Origin of the sequence: Paucisalibacillus globulus DSM 18846, from assembly GCF_000482485.1 — a bacterium.
Taxonomy (GTDB): Bacteria; Bacillota; Bacilli; order Bacillales; family Amphibacillaceae; genus Ornithinibacillus; species Ornithinibacillus globulus.
The window spans coordinates 189245-208947 of the sequence record NZ_KI519436.1 but is presented as its reverse complement, the minus strand read 5'-3'; the positions used below and the strand labels follow the sequence as shown (position 1 = coordinate 208947).

The following is a 19703-nucleotide window of genomic DNA, read 5'->3' as shown; positions in this document are numbered from 1 at the left end:
TGAAAGCCAGTTTGTAAGCAAACTGGCTTTCAATTATCACATATTCTCCACTAGCACTTGGATAATTATTGCAAGGGTAACTATACGCAAAATGGGCTTCAAATAGGCTGGTTTTAATTTTTCAGCTAGTCGTACACCAATTTGTGCACCAATCACTGAACCACAGAGTAATGTCAATGTCAGTCCCCAAATGATTACTCCAGATGAGATATACATGATGGCAGCACCCATACAACTCGAAAAAGTAGCTAGTCTTGTATAGCCAACAGCTCGTATATAGTCAACTTTTAAATAAGCAAATAGATACAGCATCAAAGTCCCCTGCCCTGGCCCGAAAATTCCATCATAAATTCCTATACTATAGAGGCCTGGCACACTTAATTTCGTTGGTTCCAGTTTTTTTCCCCCAGTAAAATTCCGTTTACCAATCATGGAAGATAGGAAAGCAAAAATAAGAAGAATAATTGCAATGATATAAAGATACTCTGCGGATATCAAGGAAGCAACTAGACCACCACTAATACCGCCAATCAAGCTAACCGGAATAATCCAGAAGCACTCCTTCATTGCGATCTTCTTTTGCCTCAACAAATGAAAAAAGCTAGAAAAAGAGCTAATGGTATTCGATACTTTATTCGCACCAATCGCAGAGTGTATTGGAATTCCTAGGAGCAGCATCATTGGAAGACTAATTAATCCACCACCACCAGCAATGGTTCCTAACGTTGTGGAGATAATTCCCGTAAAAAAAATAATCATATACTCCATACCTAACACCTCCTACCATAAGTATAGTCCTTTCTTTGTATAAGTAAAAATACTTAATTCGTATCACTTTTGATAACCATTAATTATCACCCAATAAAAACCACGCTTGAAATGAAGCCCAAGCGTGGTTTATGAGAATAATATTATTGTTTATTTACTTGTTTCTTTAAATTTCTGCTTAGTTCACTAATCTCTGTAACAGCATGATTAATAGATGAAATTAAATCATGTTCATTTTCCAACGCAGAAACGATCTCCTGTGTAGCAGAAGCATTTTCCTCAGAAATATTTGCCACATTTTCAAGTTGAACTTGGATACCTTTGAAATCATGCGTGGCGGAGTTAATCTCACCCATTCCTTTTGAAAGTCCATCATTCGTTTCACTAAAGGAGTTTTTAAGTTCCGTAAAGAAGACCGCTACTTCATTCAGTAGTTTCATTCCTTCTGCAGCAGCCTGCTCACCTGCTAATGACTTTTCCTGAGCTTCCTGTGATTTATCGAAAAGATTATTAGTTACTTCTGTAATATTAACCGTAATATTAGCACTTTGTTCTGCTAATTTACGAACTTCACCTGCAACAACCGCAAATCCTTTACCATGCTCACCTGCTCTAGCTGATTCTATCGCTGCATTTAATGCAAGTAGATTCGTTTGATCTGCAATATCCTTTATTCCCTCAAGCAATGAATTTACTTTTAGAAGACTTTCTTGTAAGTCTGTAACAGTAATCGTCGTTGTGCCAATAGCATCGTTCACTATACGGATGTGATTTGTTGCTAATTCAACCTTTTCCCAACCATTTTGTACTTCTTCATTTGTTTGTTCCGATTTATTAACAATACCCTGAGAAATTTCCATTGTGTGATTAGTTTTCTGTAATGATGCCCCCATAGTTTCATTTACTAAACTTACACTTTCTGCCTCGTCTTGGATTGCAGCGGCCATTTGTTGAACAGACTCTAATACTACCTTACTAGATTCATTAATCGTTTTGATATTAGTATTAAATTGTTCGACTGTTGTATCTAATTTCAATGTACCCGATTCAATAGATTGGAAGGTCTCTTGAAGTTTATCAAGTAACTCCTTTGTTTCAAGCTCTTTTCGAGAGGAATCCTCTACTAAATCTCTACCCCATTTTGTTAAAAAGTATAGTGCCACAAGTATTCCATTTATTATAGCTATTATCGTAATAAAACCTTTAAGATTATTATCAATACTTAATAGCTCTGTTGGATTTAAAAAGTATGTCCCAACTAAAGCAATATTTAGTACTACCCCAAATACTAAAATTAACTCTTTTTTGAAATATAGCGTAATCATGGCAACTGTAAGAAATAGTAGGTAATGCTTATTCAATGCAAATCCATCTAAATAAAACAGTAAAATAACGACTACGCTTGGAATAAACGCAAAAATAAACCCCTTTATATATGCTGGTATGGGTATGAAAAAATTAATGATTGAAATAATAAGAACTGCTAGTCCTGCAATAATAATTCCTACGCTATCACTAAAGCCTCTTGCCATGACTATTGGAACAACTAGAAGAAAGACTGTAGCGATTAATAAGATTAAATTCACTTTATGAACCCTTTGTATATTGTACGTATCTTGATGATTCATGAAGGATCCCCTTTCCAAATTTTGTATATAACTATTATATCGACAAATTAAAGATTTTTTGAACGAATATTATATAATTTGTCGTTTTATTTGTATGAGTTGTTTGGAAAAGGGTATAATTTTGTATTGATACCAAACTTATCTTTCATTTACAATATTTGGAGGTTTTAATTATGAGAATTGGAATTATGGGGGCTGGATCACTAGGTACTATAATTGGTGCTCTTATCTCACGTGGTAATGATAAGGTAGAACTAATCGATGTCTATGAAGATCATGTTCAAGCCTTAAACGAATACGGTGCAACCATTATGGGTACGATAGATGAGACAATTCCTGTCAAAGCAATCACCCCTAAAGAAATGTCCGGAACCTATGATATGGTTTTATTACTTACTAAACAAGTATTTAACCAAGAAGTCGTTACAAATCTTAAAAACTATCTACATGATGATAGTGTCGTTTTATCCCTACAAAATGGCGTACCAGAAGAAAGTCTTGTACATATATTAGGTCAGAACCGTGTAATTGGTGGTTCCGTTGAATTCGGCGCTACTTTTAAAAAACCGGGTGTTTCTGAGCTAACAACAGCTACTGAAGCATTTCAAGCTAACGCTTTTCAAATCGGCGAATTAGACGGTTCTATGACTGATCGAATTCAAACGATAAAAGAGGTATTAGATCTAGTTGGTGGAACTAATATTACCGATAACCTTGTAGGAACAAAATGGTCTAAACTCCTAGTTAATGTGGCACTAAGCGGTATGTCTACTGCTTTAGGATGTACATTTGGAGATGTTATTCATGACGAAGTAGGTGTCTATAGTGCCGTTCGTTTAGCAGATGAAACCATTCGTGTTGGAGAAGCTAGTGGTGTGACTTTCTCTGAACTTGCTGGATTTAATTTAGGTATTTTTAAACTTGCAGAGGATGGAAGCAATTTACAGATGGCAGTAGGATTTGCACGTAAAGCCTTCGAACCACAAGCATTACTAAAAGCTAGCATGCTTCAAGATTTGGAAAAGCAAAGAAAAACGGAGATTGACTTTATTAACGGTGTCGTAGCAACTAAAGGAAAAGAGCTAGGTATTCCAACACCATATAATGATCTTGTTGTACGACTAGTAAGTAAAGCAGAAGAAGAAAAATCAGTGCCTACTTTTGAGAAAAATATAAGCTATTTTAAAGAACTAAAAGAAAACTAAAAGAAAGGGAACGATAGTTATGAACTGCCCCCTGTCTACTTAACAGGGGGCAGTTCATTAATACATCGTTCCCTCTTTTTGATGATATGTACTATTTTACTGATGTTGCATAGCAACAGACTCCCCCAATTTAATCCAGATGAATTGAAATGAACAAAATGGTGAAATACTAACAATAAAATCTGTAGGAGTTGTTGAAATTGGGTGCGATAGAACGCAGTGGTTATCGGTTTGAACCTGAATTCAGTGTGATTGAACAAAACGGTGCAATACATGTATATCAAGAAGGAGAATTTCTGGAAGAGATAAAGTTTACCTTTTCTGGAAAGTACCCCTTAGAGAATAAAATAGAGGAATTAGTAGATGAGTACTGTTTAAAACGAGGATTGTAGCGCATTACATCCATTAAATCATTGATATAACAACAAAAATAGAGACATCAATTCAATTGAACATTGAATTGATGTCTCTATTTTTGTTAACTTCCCATTTTACGGCGTGTCATACTCGGTTTCTTTGCAAGTTGACTTTGCATATTCTTTGCTGACCCTTTGCCATGCGTGGTGTTTATATTATTTGCTTGTGCTTGTTTTTTCCGTTCCAGCTGCTGTTGCACAATTTCTCTGGTACTAAGCTTCTTTTTCTCAGACATAGTATTTAGCTCCTCTTTATTCGTCATGCTTTTATTATAATAAGTTTTGTTCCTTATAGCTATCTTTATTTAATCTATGTTTAGTATGCACATAGTCTGATTCTTTAGAAGTAGTTTGGTTGATGGAAAATAACAATTGTCATTAAACGGTGTTGAAACAAGAAAATTAAGAGCTAAATCCTATATGATCTAGCTCTACATTTATACTATAATTTCAAGTTTTCTTCATTAATACGGAACAACTTACCTTACAAAGTCAGTTTTTATCAAACTACACAATCTTATAATTTTTATGGTTAATCACAGTCTTTATCGGTTCGTCCCGTACTTTATTGTGACCAATCTCAACAATCACAGAGTTTTCTCGGACGATAAGAACTTTACCTTTCTTTCCTTTATGATCACCATTCATAATTTCAATCGTATCGCCTTCATTTACTTTTGGTTGCGTTTTTTCTGTCATGCTATTGCTCCTTTATTACTTCATTTTATATTGTTACTAGTATTGCTCACGAGTGTAGTTCAGATTCACATAAGTTACAGAAAGTACATTCCAACTAAACCACTCAGTATTCCGATAACTGTTACTGCACCAGCTACAAATAATAGCACCTTCATTGGAAAGGATTTTCCAACCATAATCATCGAAGGCAAACTTATAGCCGGTAAAGTCACCAATAATGCAGCTGCTGGACCTCCACCTAATCCAAATGCCATAAATGTTTGGATAATTGGAATTTCTGCTGCTGTTGGAATAACAAATAGCATTCCCGCTAAAGCAAAAAGAATTATTGCAATAATACCGTTTGCCGCTTCTACACTAATTTCTGGGAATAACCACGCACGTGCTGCTCCTAACAGAAGTACCGATAGGATATATGCTGGAACAATATACAAAATCATTGTCCCCATCGACTTTAACCATCTTATCATAAAGGATCCTGTTTGTTCTTGTTCAGCATCCTCCATCATTTTATTAATTTCATTAGTGTCAACTTTTGGTGCAAAACGATTCGCTAAATAGCTGATGCCAAAAACAATAACTAATCCAAACACAAGACGTATCAATGTGAATTTCCATGATAATACAAAAGTCATGAATACTAATGTAGCCGGATTTAGTGTTGGATTTCCCATCCAAAAAGCAAGACTTGCTCCTACTGAAACGTTCTTTTTTCTTAGCCCAACTGCTACCGGTGCTGCACAGCATGTACACATCATACCTGGCAATGAGGCTAATCCACCAACCGCTGTACTACCAAAGCTTGTCTTCCCTAGAACTCTTAGTAACCAGTTTGTTGGTAATAGAACCTGTAATAAGGAACCGAGAACAATCCCTAAAATTGCTGCCTTCCATACAGATTTAAAATATATAACTGCATATTCCCAACCACTTTGTAAAGAAGCTCCTGTTGAATCCCCTAAAATGGAATCTCCAATGGAATGTGTCGCTCTGGCCAATTCTGCTTTATGGTAATACGGAACCCATTTTACATATGCCAAACCTACTACTGCTATTAGTATAAAAATAAGTATAAAAGTCCACGTCTTCCTTTGACTTCCTCGTGATGTGTGAAAACCTTCTGAATGAGTCATAATTCTTCCCTCCAACCGAATAATTATATCACTATTTTTTTATTCAGTTGCAAAAATTATCCTTTATTATAAAAACATATCCAAAATTGCTTCGATCGTGTCACTTTCTAATAATACTTTAAGCCCTATTCCTATGAAAACTACCGGAATAACAATACGCTGGAATCGTTTAACAAAATTATATACATTTTTCATCGATCCGATCATATGACAAATAGCGCTCCAAATAGGAATCATGATTATAAAAGCCAAAATTGCTAAAATCACTTCATTCCAATTTAAAGATGTAAAATATGGAATATAAATTGCAAGTTCCTCTGCTCCACCTGCTATTGCAATGATTGCTACTCTCAACGTAAGGTTACTAAACATTGATATTTTATCAAGAATTCCCTTAGCTTCATTATCTTCATCACCTTCAAATAGTTCCATAATTCCTATAAAAATCGGTAATAAACCCAATAAGCCTGTCCATTTCCCAGTAAAAAAAGATATGCCTGAAACAGCAATAACTACTAGAATTAAAATGAATGTCATCCCAATTTGTTGACCCATATAAACTTGGCATATTTGCTTTTGACTTTTTGCATGGGCAAATAATAATATTAAAACAAGCATTTCATCGATACCTGTTGCTATAAAAGTAATGATTATCGTTATAATTGTAGCCATAAATTTTTCACTCCTTACAAACAAGCTTGTACAGTATAGTATAAGCTTGGGTATAAACAGATAGACCATGATTTACAAGATAAGAATATACTTAAGCTACAAATATAATCCCCCTACAAAACAGCTACAATTATCAACAAATTAAGATTTAGATATTGTCATTTCGTACTAAATACACCTGCATATATTTAAATATAGCGCAAAAGATAACTTCATAAAAAAACTTTCAGGAGGACAATCATGAAGGCTGTTACATATCAAGGGAAATATGAAGTTGCAGTTAAAGATGTGGAATCACCAAAGATTCAGGACAAAGAAGATGTCATTGTAAAAATTACTTCTACCGCTATTTGTGGATCTGATCTTCACTTGTATCAAGGGAATTTCCCATTACCTATTGGCTATATTATCGGCCACGAACCTATGGGAATTGTGGAGGAGGTCGGACCTGATGTAACTAAAGTTAAAAAAGGAGACAGGGTTGTTATTCCATTCACAGTTGGATGTGGCAAGTGTCATTACTGCAATCATGATTTAGAAAGCCAGTGTGATAATTCAAATCCTCATTATGACTCAGGAGGCTACTTTGGGTACTCAGAGAAATTTGGAAATTATCCTGGTGGGCAAGCAGAATATCTTCGCGTCCCCTTTGGAAATTTCACTCCTTATAAAGTACCAGAAGACTGTGAATTAGAAGATGACTCCCTGCTTTTCCTATCCGATGTTCTCCCTACTGCATACTGGAGTGTTGTCAATGCTGGTGTAAAGAAAGGTGATACCGTCGTTGTTCTTGGCTCTGGACCTATCGGATTAATGACGCAACAGTTTGCCTGGGAACAAGGTGCAGAACGTGTTATTGCTGTTGATTATGTAAAAAACAGACTGGAGCATTCTAGAAAAATAAATAAAACAGAAGTATTCGACTTTACACAAGATGAGGATATGGGCGAAACGTTAAAAGAAATAACCAGTGGTGGTGCTGACATCGTCATCGATTGCGTTGGAATGGATGGTAAAAAATCACCAGCAGAATGGGTCGGACAAAAATTAAAGCTACAAGGTGGCACGCTAGGAGCAATTCAAATTGCTACAAAGGCTGTTCGAAAAGGTGGAACATTGCAACTTACTGGCGTTTATGGTGGGCTATATAATATGTTTCCATTAGGGCCATTTTTCTCTCGAAATATTACGATTAAAATGGGACAGGCACCCGCACGTCATTTTATGCCACATTTATATGACATGATTATAAATGAAAAAATAGACCCCAAAAAAATAATTACACATGAATTGCCATTGTCTGAGGCATCACATGGTTATAAGATATTTAATGATAAAGAGGATAACTGCATTAAAGTTGTTTTGAAGCCCTAGATATTTCTTGTTTACAAAATTTTCTGTAACCAAAGTAAAAATAAGTGGTGCCTATTCACTTTATATGAACAGGCACCACTATTTTATTGATTTACAACTTCATTTGTCAGACGAATAAATTCTTCTGTATCCTTAACCATTAGCTGTATCCCAGCTGCCCAGAAATCTTCTTTCGTAATATCCACACCAAGATGTTTCTGTGCAAGGTCTTCTACTTTCATTGAACCTGTATCTTTTAATAGAGCAATATATTTTTCCTCAAAGCCCTCTGGACTCTTCAGATACTCGGCATATATTCCTAAGCTGAATAAGAAACCAAAGGTGTACGGGAAGTTGTAGAATGGTACACTGTCAATATAGAAGTGTAGTTTACTACACCAGAAATGCGGATGGTAGCTATCTAAACTATCTACATATGCCTCTTTCTGTGCTTCTACCATTAATTCGTTTAATCTTTTCTCAGAAACAATTCCCTTTGAACGCTCCTCATAAAAAGCATTTTCAAATAAGAATCGTGCATGAATATTCATGAACATTGCGGTTGCATTTTCTAATTTAGAATTGAGTAATGCAATCTTTTCTTCATTTGTTTTTGCATTTGCAACTGTTGCATTACCGATAATGGTTTCCGCAAAAGTAGATGCTGTTTCAGCTACGTTCATAGCATAACGACGGTTTAATGTCGGTAAGTCCTTCATCACATGACTATGAAATGCATGGCCTAGTTCATGTGCTAATGTACTTGTGTCACTTGGTGAACCTGTGAATGTCATAAATATTCGAGATTCCCCAAATTCTGGTAGGCTTGTACAATATCCACCTGGACGTTTATTTGGTCTATCTTCTGCTTCAATCCAACGGTTCTCCAGTGCATGTTTCGAAAATCCAGAAAGCTTGTCACCAAATGAAGCAAAATTCTCAATTACAAAATCGCAAGCTTCATCATATGTGAAACGAGTTGGTTTTGTATTACCAATTGCTATCGGTGCATCAACATCCTGCCAACCTAGTTTTTCCATACCTAAAAGTTTTGCCTTTTGTCCTAGGAAATCTAAGAAAGGCTGTTTATTATTCGATACGGCAGACCACATGGCATTAAGTGTATCTTCTGTCATACGGTTATATTCCAATGGCTCTTCCAAATGATTTTTATAATCATGACTCTTTTGAAGAGTGATTCTGTAACCATCTAAATGATTAATCGTATCAGCAAAAATTGGACCGAATTTTGTCCAGGCTGCTTCCCAATTTTCAAATAACTGTTTGCGAACTTCAGGATCTGGATCGGCATACATTCTATTCATTGCTTGTCCAACCGATAATTCAGTTATTTTCCCATCTTTATCGGTAAATGGAATCGTCATAATAGAAACAGTTGTATCGTATAGACTGCTCCATGCAGAAAGTCCATCCTTATTCAATTCTGCAATAAGCTTTTCCTCTTCCTCTGATAATAAACGTTTTCCTTCATCGCGGATTTCATTTAGTGTAAAAGAAACTTCTTGTAGATCACTATCTTCTAGCAATCTGTTCCAATCCTTATCAGGGATTGCTACTAATTTCTTCGTAAATGTGTTAGAGAGCTTTTGAACTTCACTGTAAAGGTTCATAATTTGACCCATTACTACATTTGCATTTTCATCATTCATATAAGCGTCATGCCACATTTGGACAAATGTTCTTGATTGCCCAAGTCCCTTACCAATTTTATCTTGATCTTGTAAGATTGTCTTAAAAACATCAACTGAATTAGTATCCCAATCCTTTAATCTCTTTCCATATTCCCCAATATCCTCCTGAACCGCCTTTAGCTTAGCCTGAAGTTCACCAGATTTCGTACCCCCAGGAAAAATCGTATCTAAATCCCAAGTATCAACATACCTCATCTTTTCCTCTCCCTTTGGTTGGGGTGCCTGTCACTCCCCGAATATTGTCACATTATGTCGAAATGTCACTGCAATCTTTCTTCTTACTTCGCTAACTCATAAATTGCCTGAGCATATATTGCGGATGCTTTAAATAAGTCTTCTACAATCGCATACTCATCTTTCTGGTGCATCACATCTTCACGACCTGGGAACATCGCACCGAAGGCAACTCCCTTGTCTAATGCACGAGAATACGTTCCTCCGCCAATCGCAAGAAGTTCAGCTTTCTCCCCAGTTTGCTCTTCATACACTTTTTGTAATGTCTTAATAAGCGGGTCATCTTTTTTCACGTATGTAGGCTTAGAATCAGTAAAGTTTTCCAATCGAAGCCCTTTTTCTGCTAAAGTTGCTTCAATTTTTCGCTTTCCTTCATCTATATCAAATGTAACAGGATAACGCATATTAAGTCCAATACGACCGCCCTCATCCTTACTGAAATTCATAACGCCAACATTAATGGTTAATTCACCTGAGTCATCATCCTCATATGCAATACCAAATACCTCACCACGGGATTTCTCATAAAATCCAGCTACTGTTTCCACATATTCTTTACCAGTATTGTCTAGTTCTAGTGTTTTTAGGTACTCAGCCATAAAGATACCTGCATTATTACCATTACGAGGCTCCGCACCATGCGCACTTTTTCCAATCAGCGTTAAAACTAGTTCACTGTCAACAAACTTAGCATCGCCTTCTAGCTTTATTTCATTTAAATAGGCAAGGTAATTCTGAACTTCGGCAGTATTCATTTCATCCATTTTAAGATGTGCTTCAGCATAATCCGGAACCATATTATAACGACGACCTGATTGGAATGACACTAATTCATATTTCCCGATAGCTTGTCCGTCCCGAGCAGGTTGTACTATGTCATAATCGGAAATTCCTTTTTCTGCAAATATAATTGGGAAGTCGGCATCTGGAACGAAACCGGTTGTTGGCATTTCTTCCTGTTGAAAATAATGATCCACGCAACGCCAATTACTTTCTTCGTCAGTACCGATAATCAATCGTACCCTCTTACTTAATGGTAGACCGAGATCTTTTACGATTTTCATTCCATAATAAGCCGCAATGGTTGGACCCTTATCATCACTAGAACCACGCGCATAGATCTTTCCGTCTTTTACTTCTGCACCATATGGTTCAACACTCCAGCCGTCCCCCTCAGGCACAACATCCACATGTCCAAGAATACCAACAAGTTCTTTCCCTTCACCCATTTCTAAGTGTCCAGCCAGATTCCCAACATTCTTACTAGAAAATCCATCCTTTTCACCTAAGTCAAGCATATATTGTAGTGCGTCTTTTATTCCCTGGCCAAGTGGAGCATCCTCCTTCGCATTTTCTTCATCCAATACACTTTTAATTCTCAACAGACCTTGTAAATCACTAATAAATTCATCTTTTCTTTTTAAAACTTCTTCTAACCAATTAACAGAACTCATCGTGTCGTCACTCCTTTATTATTTCAAACAAACGTTTGATTAAATATTTTTCCTACTATACTTATCTATTTTACCCCTTTCAGTTTCTTTTACATAATGCAAAGTATTATGAATAAAAAACTTGAATTAACGCAAACAATTGGTAAGAGAATTTAATATAGAGGTATACTATTCCATGTCGCCAAAAAATATTAAAAAAAGAAGGAATTAAATTGGATTTTTTTACCGTTGAAACCATACTAACACTACTAACAGTCATCGCAATCGATTTAGTTTTATCAGGGGATAATGCAGTAGTTATTGCAATGGCTACAAGGAAGTTACCGGAACATAATCGGAATAAAGCCATTTATTTAGGGACTGGTTTTGCAATTATTTTAAGAATTCTTTTTGCAACAGTCATTGCATTGCTTTTGGATATTCCGTTAGTTCACTTTATCGGAGGCATCCTACTTCTTTATATTGCTTACCACGTTCTCGTTAGTAATGAATCGGAAGGAAGTAATATCAAAGCAAAGGATTCCATTACTGGAGCGGTAGGTACAATTATTGCTGCTGACGCGATCATGAGCTTGGACAATGTAGTAGCCGTTGCAGGTGCTTCTAAAGGAAATATTTTCATATTAGCTATCGGCGTACTTATAAGTATTCCAATCATGATATTCGGTTCTAAAATCATTGTAAAATATATGGAGAAATATCCTTGGATTGCCTATATTGGTTCTGGCATACTTGCCTGGACCGCTGGAAAGATGATGATAGGTGATGAAAAAATATTGGACTGGCTTCATATAGAAGAAGGGGCGATAACTTATATTTTTACTATTATTGTAACTGTTCTATTGTTAGCAATTGCATATTATAAGAATAAGAATGTGATGAAATCTACTACATTAAAATAAATAGAAACCGGGTTTGTTTTATATACAAACCCGGTTTCTATTTCATTATAATTATATTACATTGCTGTTAATCCACCATCGACAATGAATTCTGCTCCTGTTGAATAACTAGATTCATCAGATGCTAGGTAAAGTACAATATTGGAAACTTCTTCTGGTTGTGCAACACGCTTTAGTGGAATATGTTTAGCAAATTCCTCTACAGCAGATTTCGTGTCTTCTTGTACTACCATTGGAGTTGCTATAACACCCGGGTGCACTGAATTTACACGAATACCATAGTTTGAACACTCCATTGCTGCCGCTTTTGTCATACCACGAACAGCAAATTTAGTGTCAGTATAGCCAATTGCTCCTCCAACAATACCGTTAATGGAGGAAACATTTACGATGGAGCCCCCACCAGATTTTTGCATAGAAGGAACTACTGTTTTCATTCCTAAAAATACCGATACTTGGTTGATTTCCACAATTCTGCGGTATTCCTCCACAGATGTTTGTAAAATAGATTTAGCCATTGTGATACCAGCGTTATTTACTAATACATTTACTGGACCAAAAGCTGACTCAGCTTTTGCAACAACCATATCCCAATCTTCAGGACTAGCTACATTTTGTTTCACAAATAATGCATTTTCCCCTAGCTCTTCTGCTAAAGCAGTACCTTTTTCTTCATTTAAATCAGTTAAAACTACTTTTGCGCCCTCTTCAATAAAGCGACGAGCATGGGATGCTCCCATTCCTTGAGCAGCTCCTGTAATAATTGCGACTTTTCCTTCTAAACGAGCCATGTATATTTTCCTCCTTGTGTATGATGAATATTTATTACGCTACAAGTGTAAATTAACAGATAATGGATTTTTTATCAATGTATAGTTACTCTCAAAATAAAAATATATTAATTTAGAATAATGAGTCAAATAGATAACACCCAACTTCCTTTTAATCATGGTATACTTTTTTTAGAATGCACGAAACAAGGTGATTTATAAATGGAAAATACAGATCGTCGATTTCTACGTACACGTTCTAATTTGAAAAAAGCAATGTTAAAAATTCTTCAAGAAAAAGAATTCAAGGATATTTCTATTACCGAAATTGCAAAAGTTGCCGGCTGTAATCGTGTAACTTTTTATTCCCATTATAGTGATAGCACACTTTTACTTACAGACATATTTCAGGATTACTTAGACGAACTTTCTCAGTTTTATAGAAAAAGCTATAAAGGAAAAGATATTTTCTCCTTATCTGATCCTGCAATATTCATTCCAATATATGAATTTGTGTATAACAATCAATTTGTGTTCTCATTAATGATAATGGGAGAAGTTATTCCTGGCTCACAGAATAAATTCTGTGAAACAATGGCTAGCATAAGTCGTACAGAACTAGCCCTAATCGATGAGGTTTGGTTCGATATAGAAGCTGTTAATTTATATGAAACATACGCGATGTTAGGTTCCTTTATCTATTGGTATAAAGAAGCGTTTAAAAGCTCTCCCGAAGAAATGGGAAAACGGTTAGCCTATTTACGTACGACAGCTTTAGGGGATGTGAAAGTAATTGAAAAGGAGTAAGGCATATTATGCCCTACTCCACTTTTTTTGCACATACTATTAAAGACGGGGATCAACAGGATCCGTTTCCATAGCTAACACGCCAAGAACGCATTCATGGACTCTCTCCAATGAATCGCCATCAACAAATCGCTTAATTCCTTCCATTCCAAGTGCAAATTCTTTCAGTGCAAGTTTTTGCTTCTTTGAAGTATTCCTCTCTTTCAATCTAGAAAGGTTTTCAGGTTCCAAGTAGTCCATCCCATAAATAATATGTAAATACTTTCTTCCTCTGACTTTAATAGCAGGTTGAATTAGCTTCCCTTTATACCGTGATATAAAGGTTTCTGGTTTAATCACAATTCCCTCATGGCCATCTTTTGTCATAGTTTCCCACCAGTTAATAACTTCTGCTTCGCTCGATTCACTATCAATTACCATGAACTCTGTTTCGACAAAAATATCTGCTAACTTTGCAAATTCTTGGTTCATTTCCATATGCCAAGTATGTGGCTTATCGAAGAACGTTTCATTACTATGAGCTAAAACATGAAAAGGTGCAATTTGAATCTCCTTGACTCCCTCTACATTCCAACAATATTTTTGAAAAACTTCCTTAAAAACTAGCGCATGTTCTAGTTTCTCCTCATACTCACGAAGCCAACCTTCCAATTGCTGATTTGTAGGAACCGTTTCTTTTAACTTATCGACCAAATAGCTTCTATCTAAAATAGCATTTTCTGATACATGGGCGTATTGGCTACTGATTAATTCTTTTGCCTTTAAATTCCAAGGCATAATCTCCGCATCTAAAAGCACATAATCCGTATCATACGTTGTAAAATAGTCGTTGGATAGCATACCCTCATTTATTTGCTTCATTATTTCTTTTTCAGTTTCTTCCTGAAAGAATCTTTTACCCGTTCTAGTATAAATGACTCCTAGTGTTTCCCTACCAATATATTTAATTGCCGCTTCTTTATCCTTAAAAATCAGAAGTACTCCTCTACTCCCCATATGCTTCTTCTCCGCGACCATACGATTCATTCCTACGCTACGATAATAATCGATTGCCTCTTTTGGATGTTCCAAATAATCTTTTAAATTAGAAGCCTTCGGTGTAGGACTCATGGTAGGAGGAATATAGACAAGCTCTTCTATTGGAATAGTAAAATGGGAGACTCTATCCATAGCTGGGATGACATGTTTTTTTGCTACATGAACCTCTCCAATTTCATCCGTCAATACAGAATAGCCATTCATGAACTTCACAATATTAGGTAGATTTAACCTATTCTTCTCCCACTCTATTAATGGATTATTACCTCCATTAGAGTAATCTTGCTTAGCTTTTACAGAAACAAACTGTTTTTCTGGATATCGGAAAGCTGTTAACTCTCCTCCAAAGACAACACCTTGATCAATATTTATTGTATTGTTAATGATAAGTGGTTTCGGTTTAGGATCATGTCCCCAAAGTATTAAACAACTAATCTTATGATGGATTGTCCAATCTTTTCTTATTGGTTTATCAAAATCATTCACCCCATCTGTATCTCCATACCGACAAAAGTCACTAATATCATAGGATTGTTTACCAATAAACTCATCTTTTATTCCAGCATGGGTACAAACTACTGTTGGTACATTATTCTTTGTCACCACATAATGAGACGGTGCTTTCAAAAGTAAATGCTTTGTTTGCTGTTTTAATTCTAATGCCCTTGCTTCTCCAAGATTTTCTTGAAATTGCTCGAATTCTTCTTCTATCCGTTCGTCACCATGATTCATCGTTACATTTCTTCCATCTAACCATCTAGCAATTTTCCAGCCATGATTACTATCAATCATGTAAGCAAGCCCATTATTCACATGCCTTAAAAAGAACTGAATAGTCTCTAATGAATTAGGGCCACGACTCATAATATCTCCAAGTGATAAAAATCTTCTACCATCCGGATGGGCATAGTAACCCTCATCATTTTTCTCATATCCAAGTTTTTCTAATAGTTGAATCATCTCATCATAACAACCGTGAATATCTCCAATAATATCTATTCCATTACCAATCTCTAATTCAACAGGATTATTACTTTTTCTAATTAATGAAATATCATCCATATCAGAAATAAAATAAGATGCGAAGTAACCTTCCTTTTTAATAAAGCGCTTCTCTCTCTTAAATGTTTGATATTGCTGTTTAATCCTTCTGTTTCCACGAGGATTTTTCCGCATTTCATCCCTAGCAAGTAATATATGTTGGTCAATATCAAAAACCAGAGCCATAATAGGCACGTGATTTTTTCTAGCTAACTCGATATACCGTTTACGATCATCACTATGTAAATGGGTTGCATCGACAAACGATAACTTATTGAGCCGACATCGTTTCTCAATAAGAGAATCCATCAAGGAGAAAGCTTCTTTTGAAATAGATTGATACTCGTCAAAAATGCTATCTGCCTCATCCTTTGGTTTTTGCTTCCAGTCCATAAATTCGACATCACTTACCAACACACGAAAGTCATCTGAACTTACAACCTCAGAAGGAAGGATTTGCTTCGAATTTATCAAATTCTTTAAGAATGTAGATTTTCCACTATTAGAAGGCCCTACTAGTAATACGATCCCGGAATAGGGTAATCTGATTTCCATTATTGTACCCCCTTATGCGTGAATAAACATAGTTGGGTTGGAAACCCAAATAATTGATGTTCTTCCCCAATACCATCAAATGTTAATTCATAGTTACCAGGATTCTGTCCATTACACCATTCATGAAATTCTTCCCTTGTCCATTCAAAGCGATGATCAGGGTGCCTATATTCTTTTCCCATATCATATACTTGGTTATATTCCTTGTTTGGTGTTGTAATGATTAATGTCTTAGGCTTGTAGTCTCTTAAAATGGTAGACATAATTTTTGGTAAGCGATATTCATCAATATGCTCAATCACTTCACACAGCACCATGATATCTTTAGATTTTAGTCTTTCATCATAATAAAAAAGGGATCCCATGATAGGTGTTGGTTGGATGAAGTCTTCCTTATCACTTAATTCCTCAAAACGTTTTAATGCTTTCAGTGTAGCGTACTCCGATGGTTCTACAGCCAATATTTCCCTGACACCTTTTACAAAACCTAAACGTACGGAAAGCTTTCCTTCTCCAGATCCAAAGTCAACAATACTCTCTTTATTTTTAAGGTTATTAATGCAGTCTACTATTTTTTCATATCTAAGGTCATTCAACCGTACTTTATTTTCTAGTACTTTTCCTTTTTGGTTCGTTCCCGTACTCTTTTCCACTGAACGATATAATTCTTTAAAACGTAGCGCACGACGAAAAATAGTTTCTCGCTGTGGATGTGTATCTAACCATCCCTCACCATATCTCTCAATCTTTTCAATTTCTTTTTCATCGATGTAGTAATGCTTATAATTATCCAATACAGGAATTAAAACAAAAAGCTGTCTTAAACCATTCTGTAAAGTGGTTAATCCTTTAAGTACTATAAATCTAGCAGTACTCTTATTTTTAATATCCATCTGATAATTGGCTTCACCATACGAAATTTCCACTTCATAACCTAGGGGCTTGAACAATTCAATAATTTGATGATCCGACAAATCGGATGCAACCGGGCCAAAACTAAATTCAATATTAAATGCATGATCTACCCAAGCTGCGTATTCTTCCTTTGGCTTTCCATTTAGTGCTGTGCCTAAGGATGATCTGATGAATGAACAAAAAATACTACTAACCACAAATTCCCTATCATTAATATAAGAAGTAATATCATAGGTTTCGGAACTATTTCTTGCTAGACCAATAGGATCTGGTGTTACAAATAATGTCACTTCTACTTCTTCATGAGAAAATTTATTATAAAACATTCGAACGAAATGACCATTATTGCGCCTTTCATATAGATTGTTTGGATTTTTAGCAAGTAAATAGGAGATTACCTCGGCATTATTGCCTGTAGCTTTTATTGTTAGCTGCATCGAAACACCTCTATTTTCATGTACCAATTTTATACAAATATACCATAGATGCCTATAGGACACACTCTTTTGTTCAGTAATATATGGGTTTTGTATTTTAGAAAAAAAATCAACGTTTTACTTAGTTAGTTGGTTGTAATGCACATAGCAAAAATGATAAAATTAAAATTAGCTAATATAGCTATTTTAGCTAAATGAGGAGGTGACATTCGTGATTATTAACTCAACAGAGTTACAAAATAACTTCGGAAAGTATTTAATGCTAGCCACTCAGGAAGACATTATCATTACAAGAAACGGTACAGAAATTGCCAAATTGACTAAGGTTAAAGATTCAGCTGATGATCTACTACCTAATTCAGAGAACATCCGTGAGAAAGCACCGATATATAGTACGGAAGGGGTTAAGGCCACATACGATGAGTTTCTTCAATTACACCAAGAATCGGAAGAACGATTCGAATATATTGATGGAGAAATTTATTGGCTCTCATCACCAAAAACTGCTCACCAAATAGCCATTACCGAATTGTTTGGTACTTTTTATAATTTTTTTCAGGGAACGGATTGTACCCCAATGGTTGCACCATATGATATTGAGCTAAAACGAACGGAAGAAAACATTAATATGGTTCAACCAGACTTGATGATAATTTGTGACCTAGTGGAAAAATTAAATGAACAGGACTATTACAAAGGAGTTCCATCCCTAGTCGTAGAAGTACTATCAAAAAGCACGCAAAGAAAAGATCTGATTAAGAAGCTTGATCTATACATGTCTTGTGGTGTAAATGAGTACTGGATTGTTAATCCTGACAATAAAGAAGTAACGGTATATCTTTTTGAAGACAAAAACATTGAAAACATGATTACTTTTAAAAATGATGATGTTGTAAAGTCTTTCGTATTCACTGGACTGGGTATAGATGTTAAACAGATTTTTAGAATTTAATAATCCATAAATCACCAAAAGAAAGGACTGAAACATAAACTTACTTATGTATCAGTCCTTTCTTTTAATTAATATTCACCTTTCTTTCGTGCTTCCATCTCTTCCTTCATTTCTTTCTCCATGGCTACAATCGATTGCCTGCGGTTCTCATTTTTTTGCTTGATAGATCCTCGTTCTTCCGCACTTGCAAATTCCAAACCTATTTCGGTTTCTTGAAGTTTCTTTTGCGTATTTTCAATCATGTCATGTAGTCTTTCCACGTTGTTTTTTCTATTATCAGGGTTTTGTTGTTTATGTTTAGACATGGTGCACCTCCATTATTTCTATCCTTTATTATAGTTTGGTTCTTTTTAATTTTTTATATACAAACAAGGTAATCTTAAAGCTTATCTACTTCCTCATTGACAAATATGATAAGACAAATTAGTATATATCGTATGCGATACATCGTACACGATATATACTACAAGGAGGTTAAAATATGGATTCAGCTAATTTTATTGGGGAATCAATTGATTTCATTCACCGATATACGATGAAGAGTCTTCAGAAAACAGCGGAAGAACACGGTGTTACTATTCCTCAAATAAGGGTAATTGGCGAAGTATTTGCACATAAAACTGTTAGTATTAAACAGCTCACACAAAACTTAAAAATGACGCAAAGTACTGTTTCGGACATTGTTGATAGACTAATATCTAAAGAGTATCTTGTTAAAACACCTAATAAGAATGACAAAAGATTAGTAGATATTTCGCTATCTGCTAGACTTGCAGATAACATTAATGAGAGTGTAACAGAACTAACCAATCAATCATTAGTTGGCGTATTGAATCTTTTAAAGCAGGATGAACAGAAGACTGTAATAAAAGGAATGGAATTATTGGTTTCGGCAGTGAAGGATAAAATGATAGAAGAAGGAATGGAAAATCGTGAGTTCCTTGACATTTTGTACTTTCCTGAAAAAGACCAGCGTAGAAGATAGACATTTAAATTATTTTAGGAGGATATA

The 19703-nt window shown here is 35.4% G+C and carries 19 protein-coding genes; 7 read left to right on the top strand and 12 right to left on the bottom strand.

Features of this window, described 5'->3' with window-relative positions:
• Positions 1 to 36: 36 nt before the first annotated feature.
• Together K332_RS0114805 and K332_RS0114800 are read right to left on the bottom strand one after the other, a co-directional pair.
• Positions 37 to 768, bottom strand: coding sequence for a sulfite exporter TauE/SafE family protein (locus K332_RS0114805; protein WP_026908165.1), 732 nt, complete (start codon positions 766 to 768; stop codon positions 37 to 39).
• A gap of 143 nt (positions 769 to 911) precedes the next feature.
• Positions 912 to 2396, bottom strand: coding sequence for a methyl-accepting chemotaxis protein (locus K332_RS0114800; RefSeq protein ID WP_026908164.1), 1485 nt, complete (start codon positions 2394 to 2396; stop codon positions 912 to 914).
• 173 nt (positions 2397 to 2569) lie between these two features.
• Here K332_RS0114800 and K332_RS0114795 point away from each other — a divergent pair, with 173 nt between their 5' ends.
• Positions 2570 to 3601 carry a ketopantoate reductase family protein gene (locus K332_RS0114795; protein WP_026908163.1) on the top strand — a complete coding sequence of 344 codons (1032 nt, stop codon included), beginning with the start codon at positions 2570 to 2572 and terminating at the stop codon, positions 3599 to 3601.
• A gap of 200 nt (positions 3602 to 3801) precedes the next feature.
• Positions 3802 to 3993: a YbxH family protein gene (locus K332_RS0114790; RefSeq protein ID WP_026908162.1), complete on the top strand. Its 192-nt coding sequence runs from the start codon at positions 3802 to 3804 to the stop codon at positions 3991 to 3993.
• A gap of 86 nt (positions 3994 to 4079) precedes the next feature.
• Here the strand turns inward: K332_RS0114790 and K332_RS24235 are convergent, their stop codons facing one another.
• From K332_RS24235 to K332_RS0114770, 4 genes are all read right to left on the bottom strand, one after another.
• Entirely contained in the window at positions 4080 to 4253 is a 174-nt protein-coding gene (locus K332_RS24235) for a hypothetical protein (RefSeq protein ID WP_211237422.1), read from the bottom strand.
• A 271-nt stretch (positions 4254 to 4524) separates the two neighbouring features.
• Entirely contained in the window at positions 4525 to 4716 is a 192-nt protein-coding gene (locus tag K332_RS0114780; protein ID WP_026908160.1) for a DUF2187 family protein, read from the bottom strand.
• Between the two features lie 74 nt (positions 4717 to 4790).
• The gene (locus tag K332_RS0114775) at positions 4791 to 5849 is read right to left on the bottom strand and encodes a permease (RefSeq protein WP_026908159.1); all 1059 of its coding nucleotides are present in this window, start codon (positions 5847 to 5849) and stop codon (positions 4791 to 4793) included.
• A 66-nt stretch (positions 5850 to 5915) separates the two neighbouring features.
• Positions 5916 to 6521, bottom strand: coding sequence for a cadmium resistance transporter (locus tag K332_RS0114770; RefSeq protein ID WP_026908158.1), 606 nt, complete (start codon positions 6519 to 6521; stop codon positions 5916 to 5918).
• Positions 6522 to 6761: 240 nt separating this feature from the next.
• Here K332_RS0114770 and K332_RS0114765 point away from each other — a divergent pair, with 240 nt between their 5' ends.
• Positions 6762 to 7895 (top strand): zinc-dependent alcohol dehydrogenase, encoded by a 1134-nt coding sequence (locus tag K332_RS0114765; RefSeq protein ID WP_026908157.1) that lies wholly within the window; start codon positions 6762 to 6764, stop codon positions 7893 to 7895.
• 83 nt (positions 7896 to 7978) lie between these two features.
• On the opposite strand, the gene K332_RS0114760 is transcribed toward K332_RS0114765, so the two are convergent.
• Both K332_RS0114760 and pepV read right to left on the bottom strand, forming a co-directional pair.
• Positions 7979 to 9781: a M3 family oligoendopeptidase gene (locus tag K332_RS0114760; RefSeq protein ID WP_026908156.1), complete on the bottom strand. Its 1803-nt coding sequence runs from the start codon at positions 9779 to 9781 to the stop codon at positions 7979 to 7981.
• Between the two features lie 83 nt (positions 9782 to 9864).
• The gene (gene pepV / locus K332_RS0114755) at positions 9865 to 11274 is read right to left on the bottom strand and encodes a dipeptidase PepV (protein ID WP_026908155.1); all 1410 of its coding nucleotides are present in this window, start codon (positions 11272 to 11274) and stop codon (positions 9865 to 9867) included.
• A gap of 212 nt (positions 11275 to 11486) precedes the next feature.
• Between pepV and K332_RS0114750 the strand changes: the two genes are divergently transcribed.
• A complete protein-coding gene (locus tag K332_RS0114750; RefSeq protein WP_026908154.1) occupies positions 11487 to 12176 on the top strand; it encodes a TerC family protein in 690 nt (229 codons plus the stop codon).
• Positions 12177 to 12232: 56 nt separating this feature from the next.
• Here K332_RS0114750 and K332_RS0114745 read toward each other — a convergent pair whose 3' ends face one another.
• Positions 12233 to 12967 (bottom strand): glucose 1-dehydrogenase, encoded by a 735-nt coding sequence (locus tag K332_RS0114745; RefSeq protein ID WP_026908153.1) that lies wholly within the window; start codon positions 12965 to 12967, stop codon positions 12233 to 12235.
• Between the two features lie 201 nt (positions 12968 to 13168).
• On the opposite strand from K332_RS0114745, the gene K332_RS22635 reads away from it, so the two are divergent.
• Complete coding sequence (locus K332_RS22635) at positions 13169 to 13753, top strand: TetR/AcrR family transcriptional regulator (protein WP_051359483.1); 585 nt, start codon at positions 13169 to 13171, stop codon at positions 13751 to 13753.
• A gap of 39 nt (positions 13754 to 13792) precedes the next feature.
• Here the strand turns inward: K332_RS22635 and K332_RS0114735 are convergent, their stop codons facing one another.
• Together K332_RS0114735 and K332_RS0114730 are read right to left on the bottom strand one after the other, a co-directional pair.
• Entirely contained in the window at positions 13793 to 16387 is a 2595-nt protein-coding gene (locus K332_RS0114735) for a polynucleotide kinase-phosphatase (protein WP_026908152.1), read from the bottom strand.
• Positions 16387 to 17739 (bottom strand): methyltransferase domain-containing protein, encoded by a 1353-nt coding sequence (locus K332_RS0114730; protein WP_026908151.1) that lies wholly within the window; start codon positions 17737 to 17739, stop codon positions 16387 to 16389. Before K332_RS0114730 ends, K332_RS0114735 begins: the two co-directional genes overlap by 1 nt.
• 211 nt (positions 17740 to 17950) lie before the next feature.
• Here K332_RS0114730 and K332_RS0114725 point away from each other — a divergent pair, with 211 nt between their 5' ends.
• Positions 17951 to 18691 (top strand): type II toxin-antitoxin system Phd/YefM family antitoxin, encoded by a 741-nt coding sequence (locus tag K332_RS0114725; RefSeq protein WP_026908150.1) that lies wholly within the window; start codon positions 17951 to 17953, stop codon positions 18689 to 18691.
• A gap of 68 nt (positions 18692 to 18759) precedes the next feature.
• Here K332_RS0114725 and K332_RS0114720 read toward each other — a convergent pair whose 3' ends face one another.
• Positions 18760 to 18996 (bottom strand): hypothetical protein, encoded by a 237-nt coding sequence (locus tag K332_RS0114720; RefSeq protein ID WP_026908149.1) that lies wholly within the window; start codon positions 18994 to 18996, stop codon positions 18760 to 18762.
• Positions 18997 to 19172: 176 nt separating this feature from the next.
• Here K332_RS0114720 and K332_RS0114715 point away from each other — a divergent pair, with 176 nt between their 5' ends.
• Complete coding sequence (locus tag K332_RS0114715) at positions 19173 to 19676, top strand: MarR family winged helix-turn-helix transcriptional regulator (RefSeq protein WP_026908148.1); 504 nt, start codon at positions 19173 to 19175, stop codon at positions 19674 to 19676.
• The last annotated feature ends 27 nt before the right edge of the window (positions 19677 to 19703 follow it).

Excerpts from the sequence above, each read along its gene's own strand:
- K332_RS0114805 (WP_026908165.1), bottom strand. The coding sequence starts at position 768 with ATGGAGTATATGATTATTTTTTTTACGGGAATTATCTCCACAACGTTA.
- K332_RS0114800 (WP_026908164.1), bottom strand. The coding sequence starts at position 2,396 with ATGAATCATCAAGATACGTACAATATACAAAGGGTTCATAAAGTGAAT.
- K332_RS0114795 (WP_026908163.1), top strand. The coding sequence starts at position 2,570 with ATGAGAATTGGAATTATGGGGGCTGGATCACTAGGTACTATAATTGGT.
- K332_RS24235 (WP_211237422.1), bottom strand. The coding sequence starts at position 4,253 with ATGTCTGAGAAAAAGAAGCTTAGTACCAGAGAAATTGTGCAACAGCAG.
- K332_RS0114780 (WP_026908160.1), bottom strand. The coding sequence starts at position 4,716 with ATGACAGAAAAAACGCAACCAAAAGTAAATGAAGGCGATACGATTGAA.
- K332_RS0114775 (WP_026908159.1), bottom strand. The coding sequence starts at position 5,849 with ATGACTCATTCAGAAGGTTTTCACACATCACGAGGAAGTCAAAGGAAG.
- K332_RS0114770 (WP_026908158.1), bottom strand. The coding sequence starts at position 6,521 with ATGGCTACAATTATAACGATAATCATTACTTTTATAGCAACAGGTATC.
- K332_RS0114765 (WP_026908157.1), top strand. The coding sequence starts at position 6,762 with ATGAAGGCTGTTACATATCAAGGGAAATATGAAGTTGCAGTTAAAGAT.
- K332_RS0114760 (WP_026908156.1), bottom strand. The coding sequence starts at position 9,781 with ATGAGGTATGTTGATACTTGGGATTTAGATACGATTTTTCCTGGGGGT.
- pepV (WP_026908155.1), bottom strand. The coding sequence starts at position 11,274 with ATGAGTTCTGTTAATTGGTTAGAAGAAGTTTTAAAAAGAAAAGATGAA.
- K332_RS0114745 (WP_026908153.1), bottom strand. The coding sequence starts at position 12,967 with ATGGCTCGTTTAGAAGGAAAAGTCGCAATTATTACAGGAGCTGCTCAA.
- K332_RS22635 (WP_051359483.1), top strand. The coding sequence starts at position 13,169 with ATGGAAAATACAGATCGTCGATTTCTACGTACACGTTCTAATTTGAAA.
- K332_RS0114735 (WP_026908152.1), bottom strand. The coding sequence starts at position 16,387 with ATGGAAATCAGATTACCCTATTCCGGGATCGTATTACTAGTAGGGCCT.
- K332_RS0114730 (WP_026908151.1), bottom strand. The coding sequence starts at position 17,739 with ATGCAGCTAACAATAAAAGCTACAGGCAATAATGCCGAGGTAATCTCC.
- K332_RS0114720 (WP_026908149.1), bottom strand. The coding sequence starts at position 18,996 with ATGTCTAAACATAAACAACAAAACCCTGATAATAGAAAAAACAACGTG.
- K332_RS0114715 (WP_026908148.1), top strand. The coding sequence starts at position 19,173 with ATGGATTCAGCTAATTTTATTGGGGAATCAATTGATTTCATTCACCGA.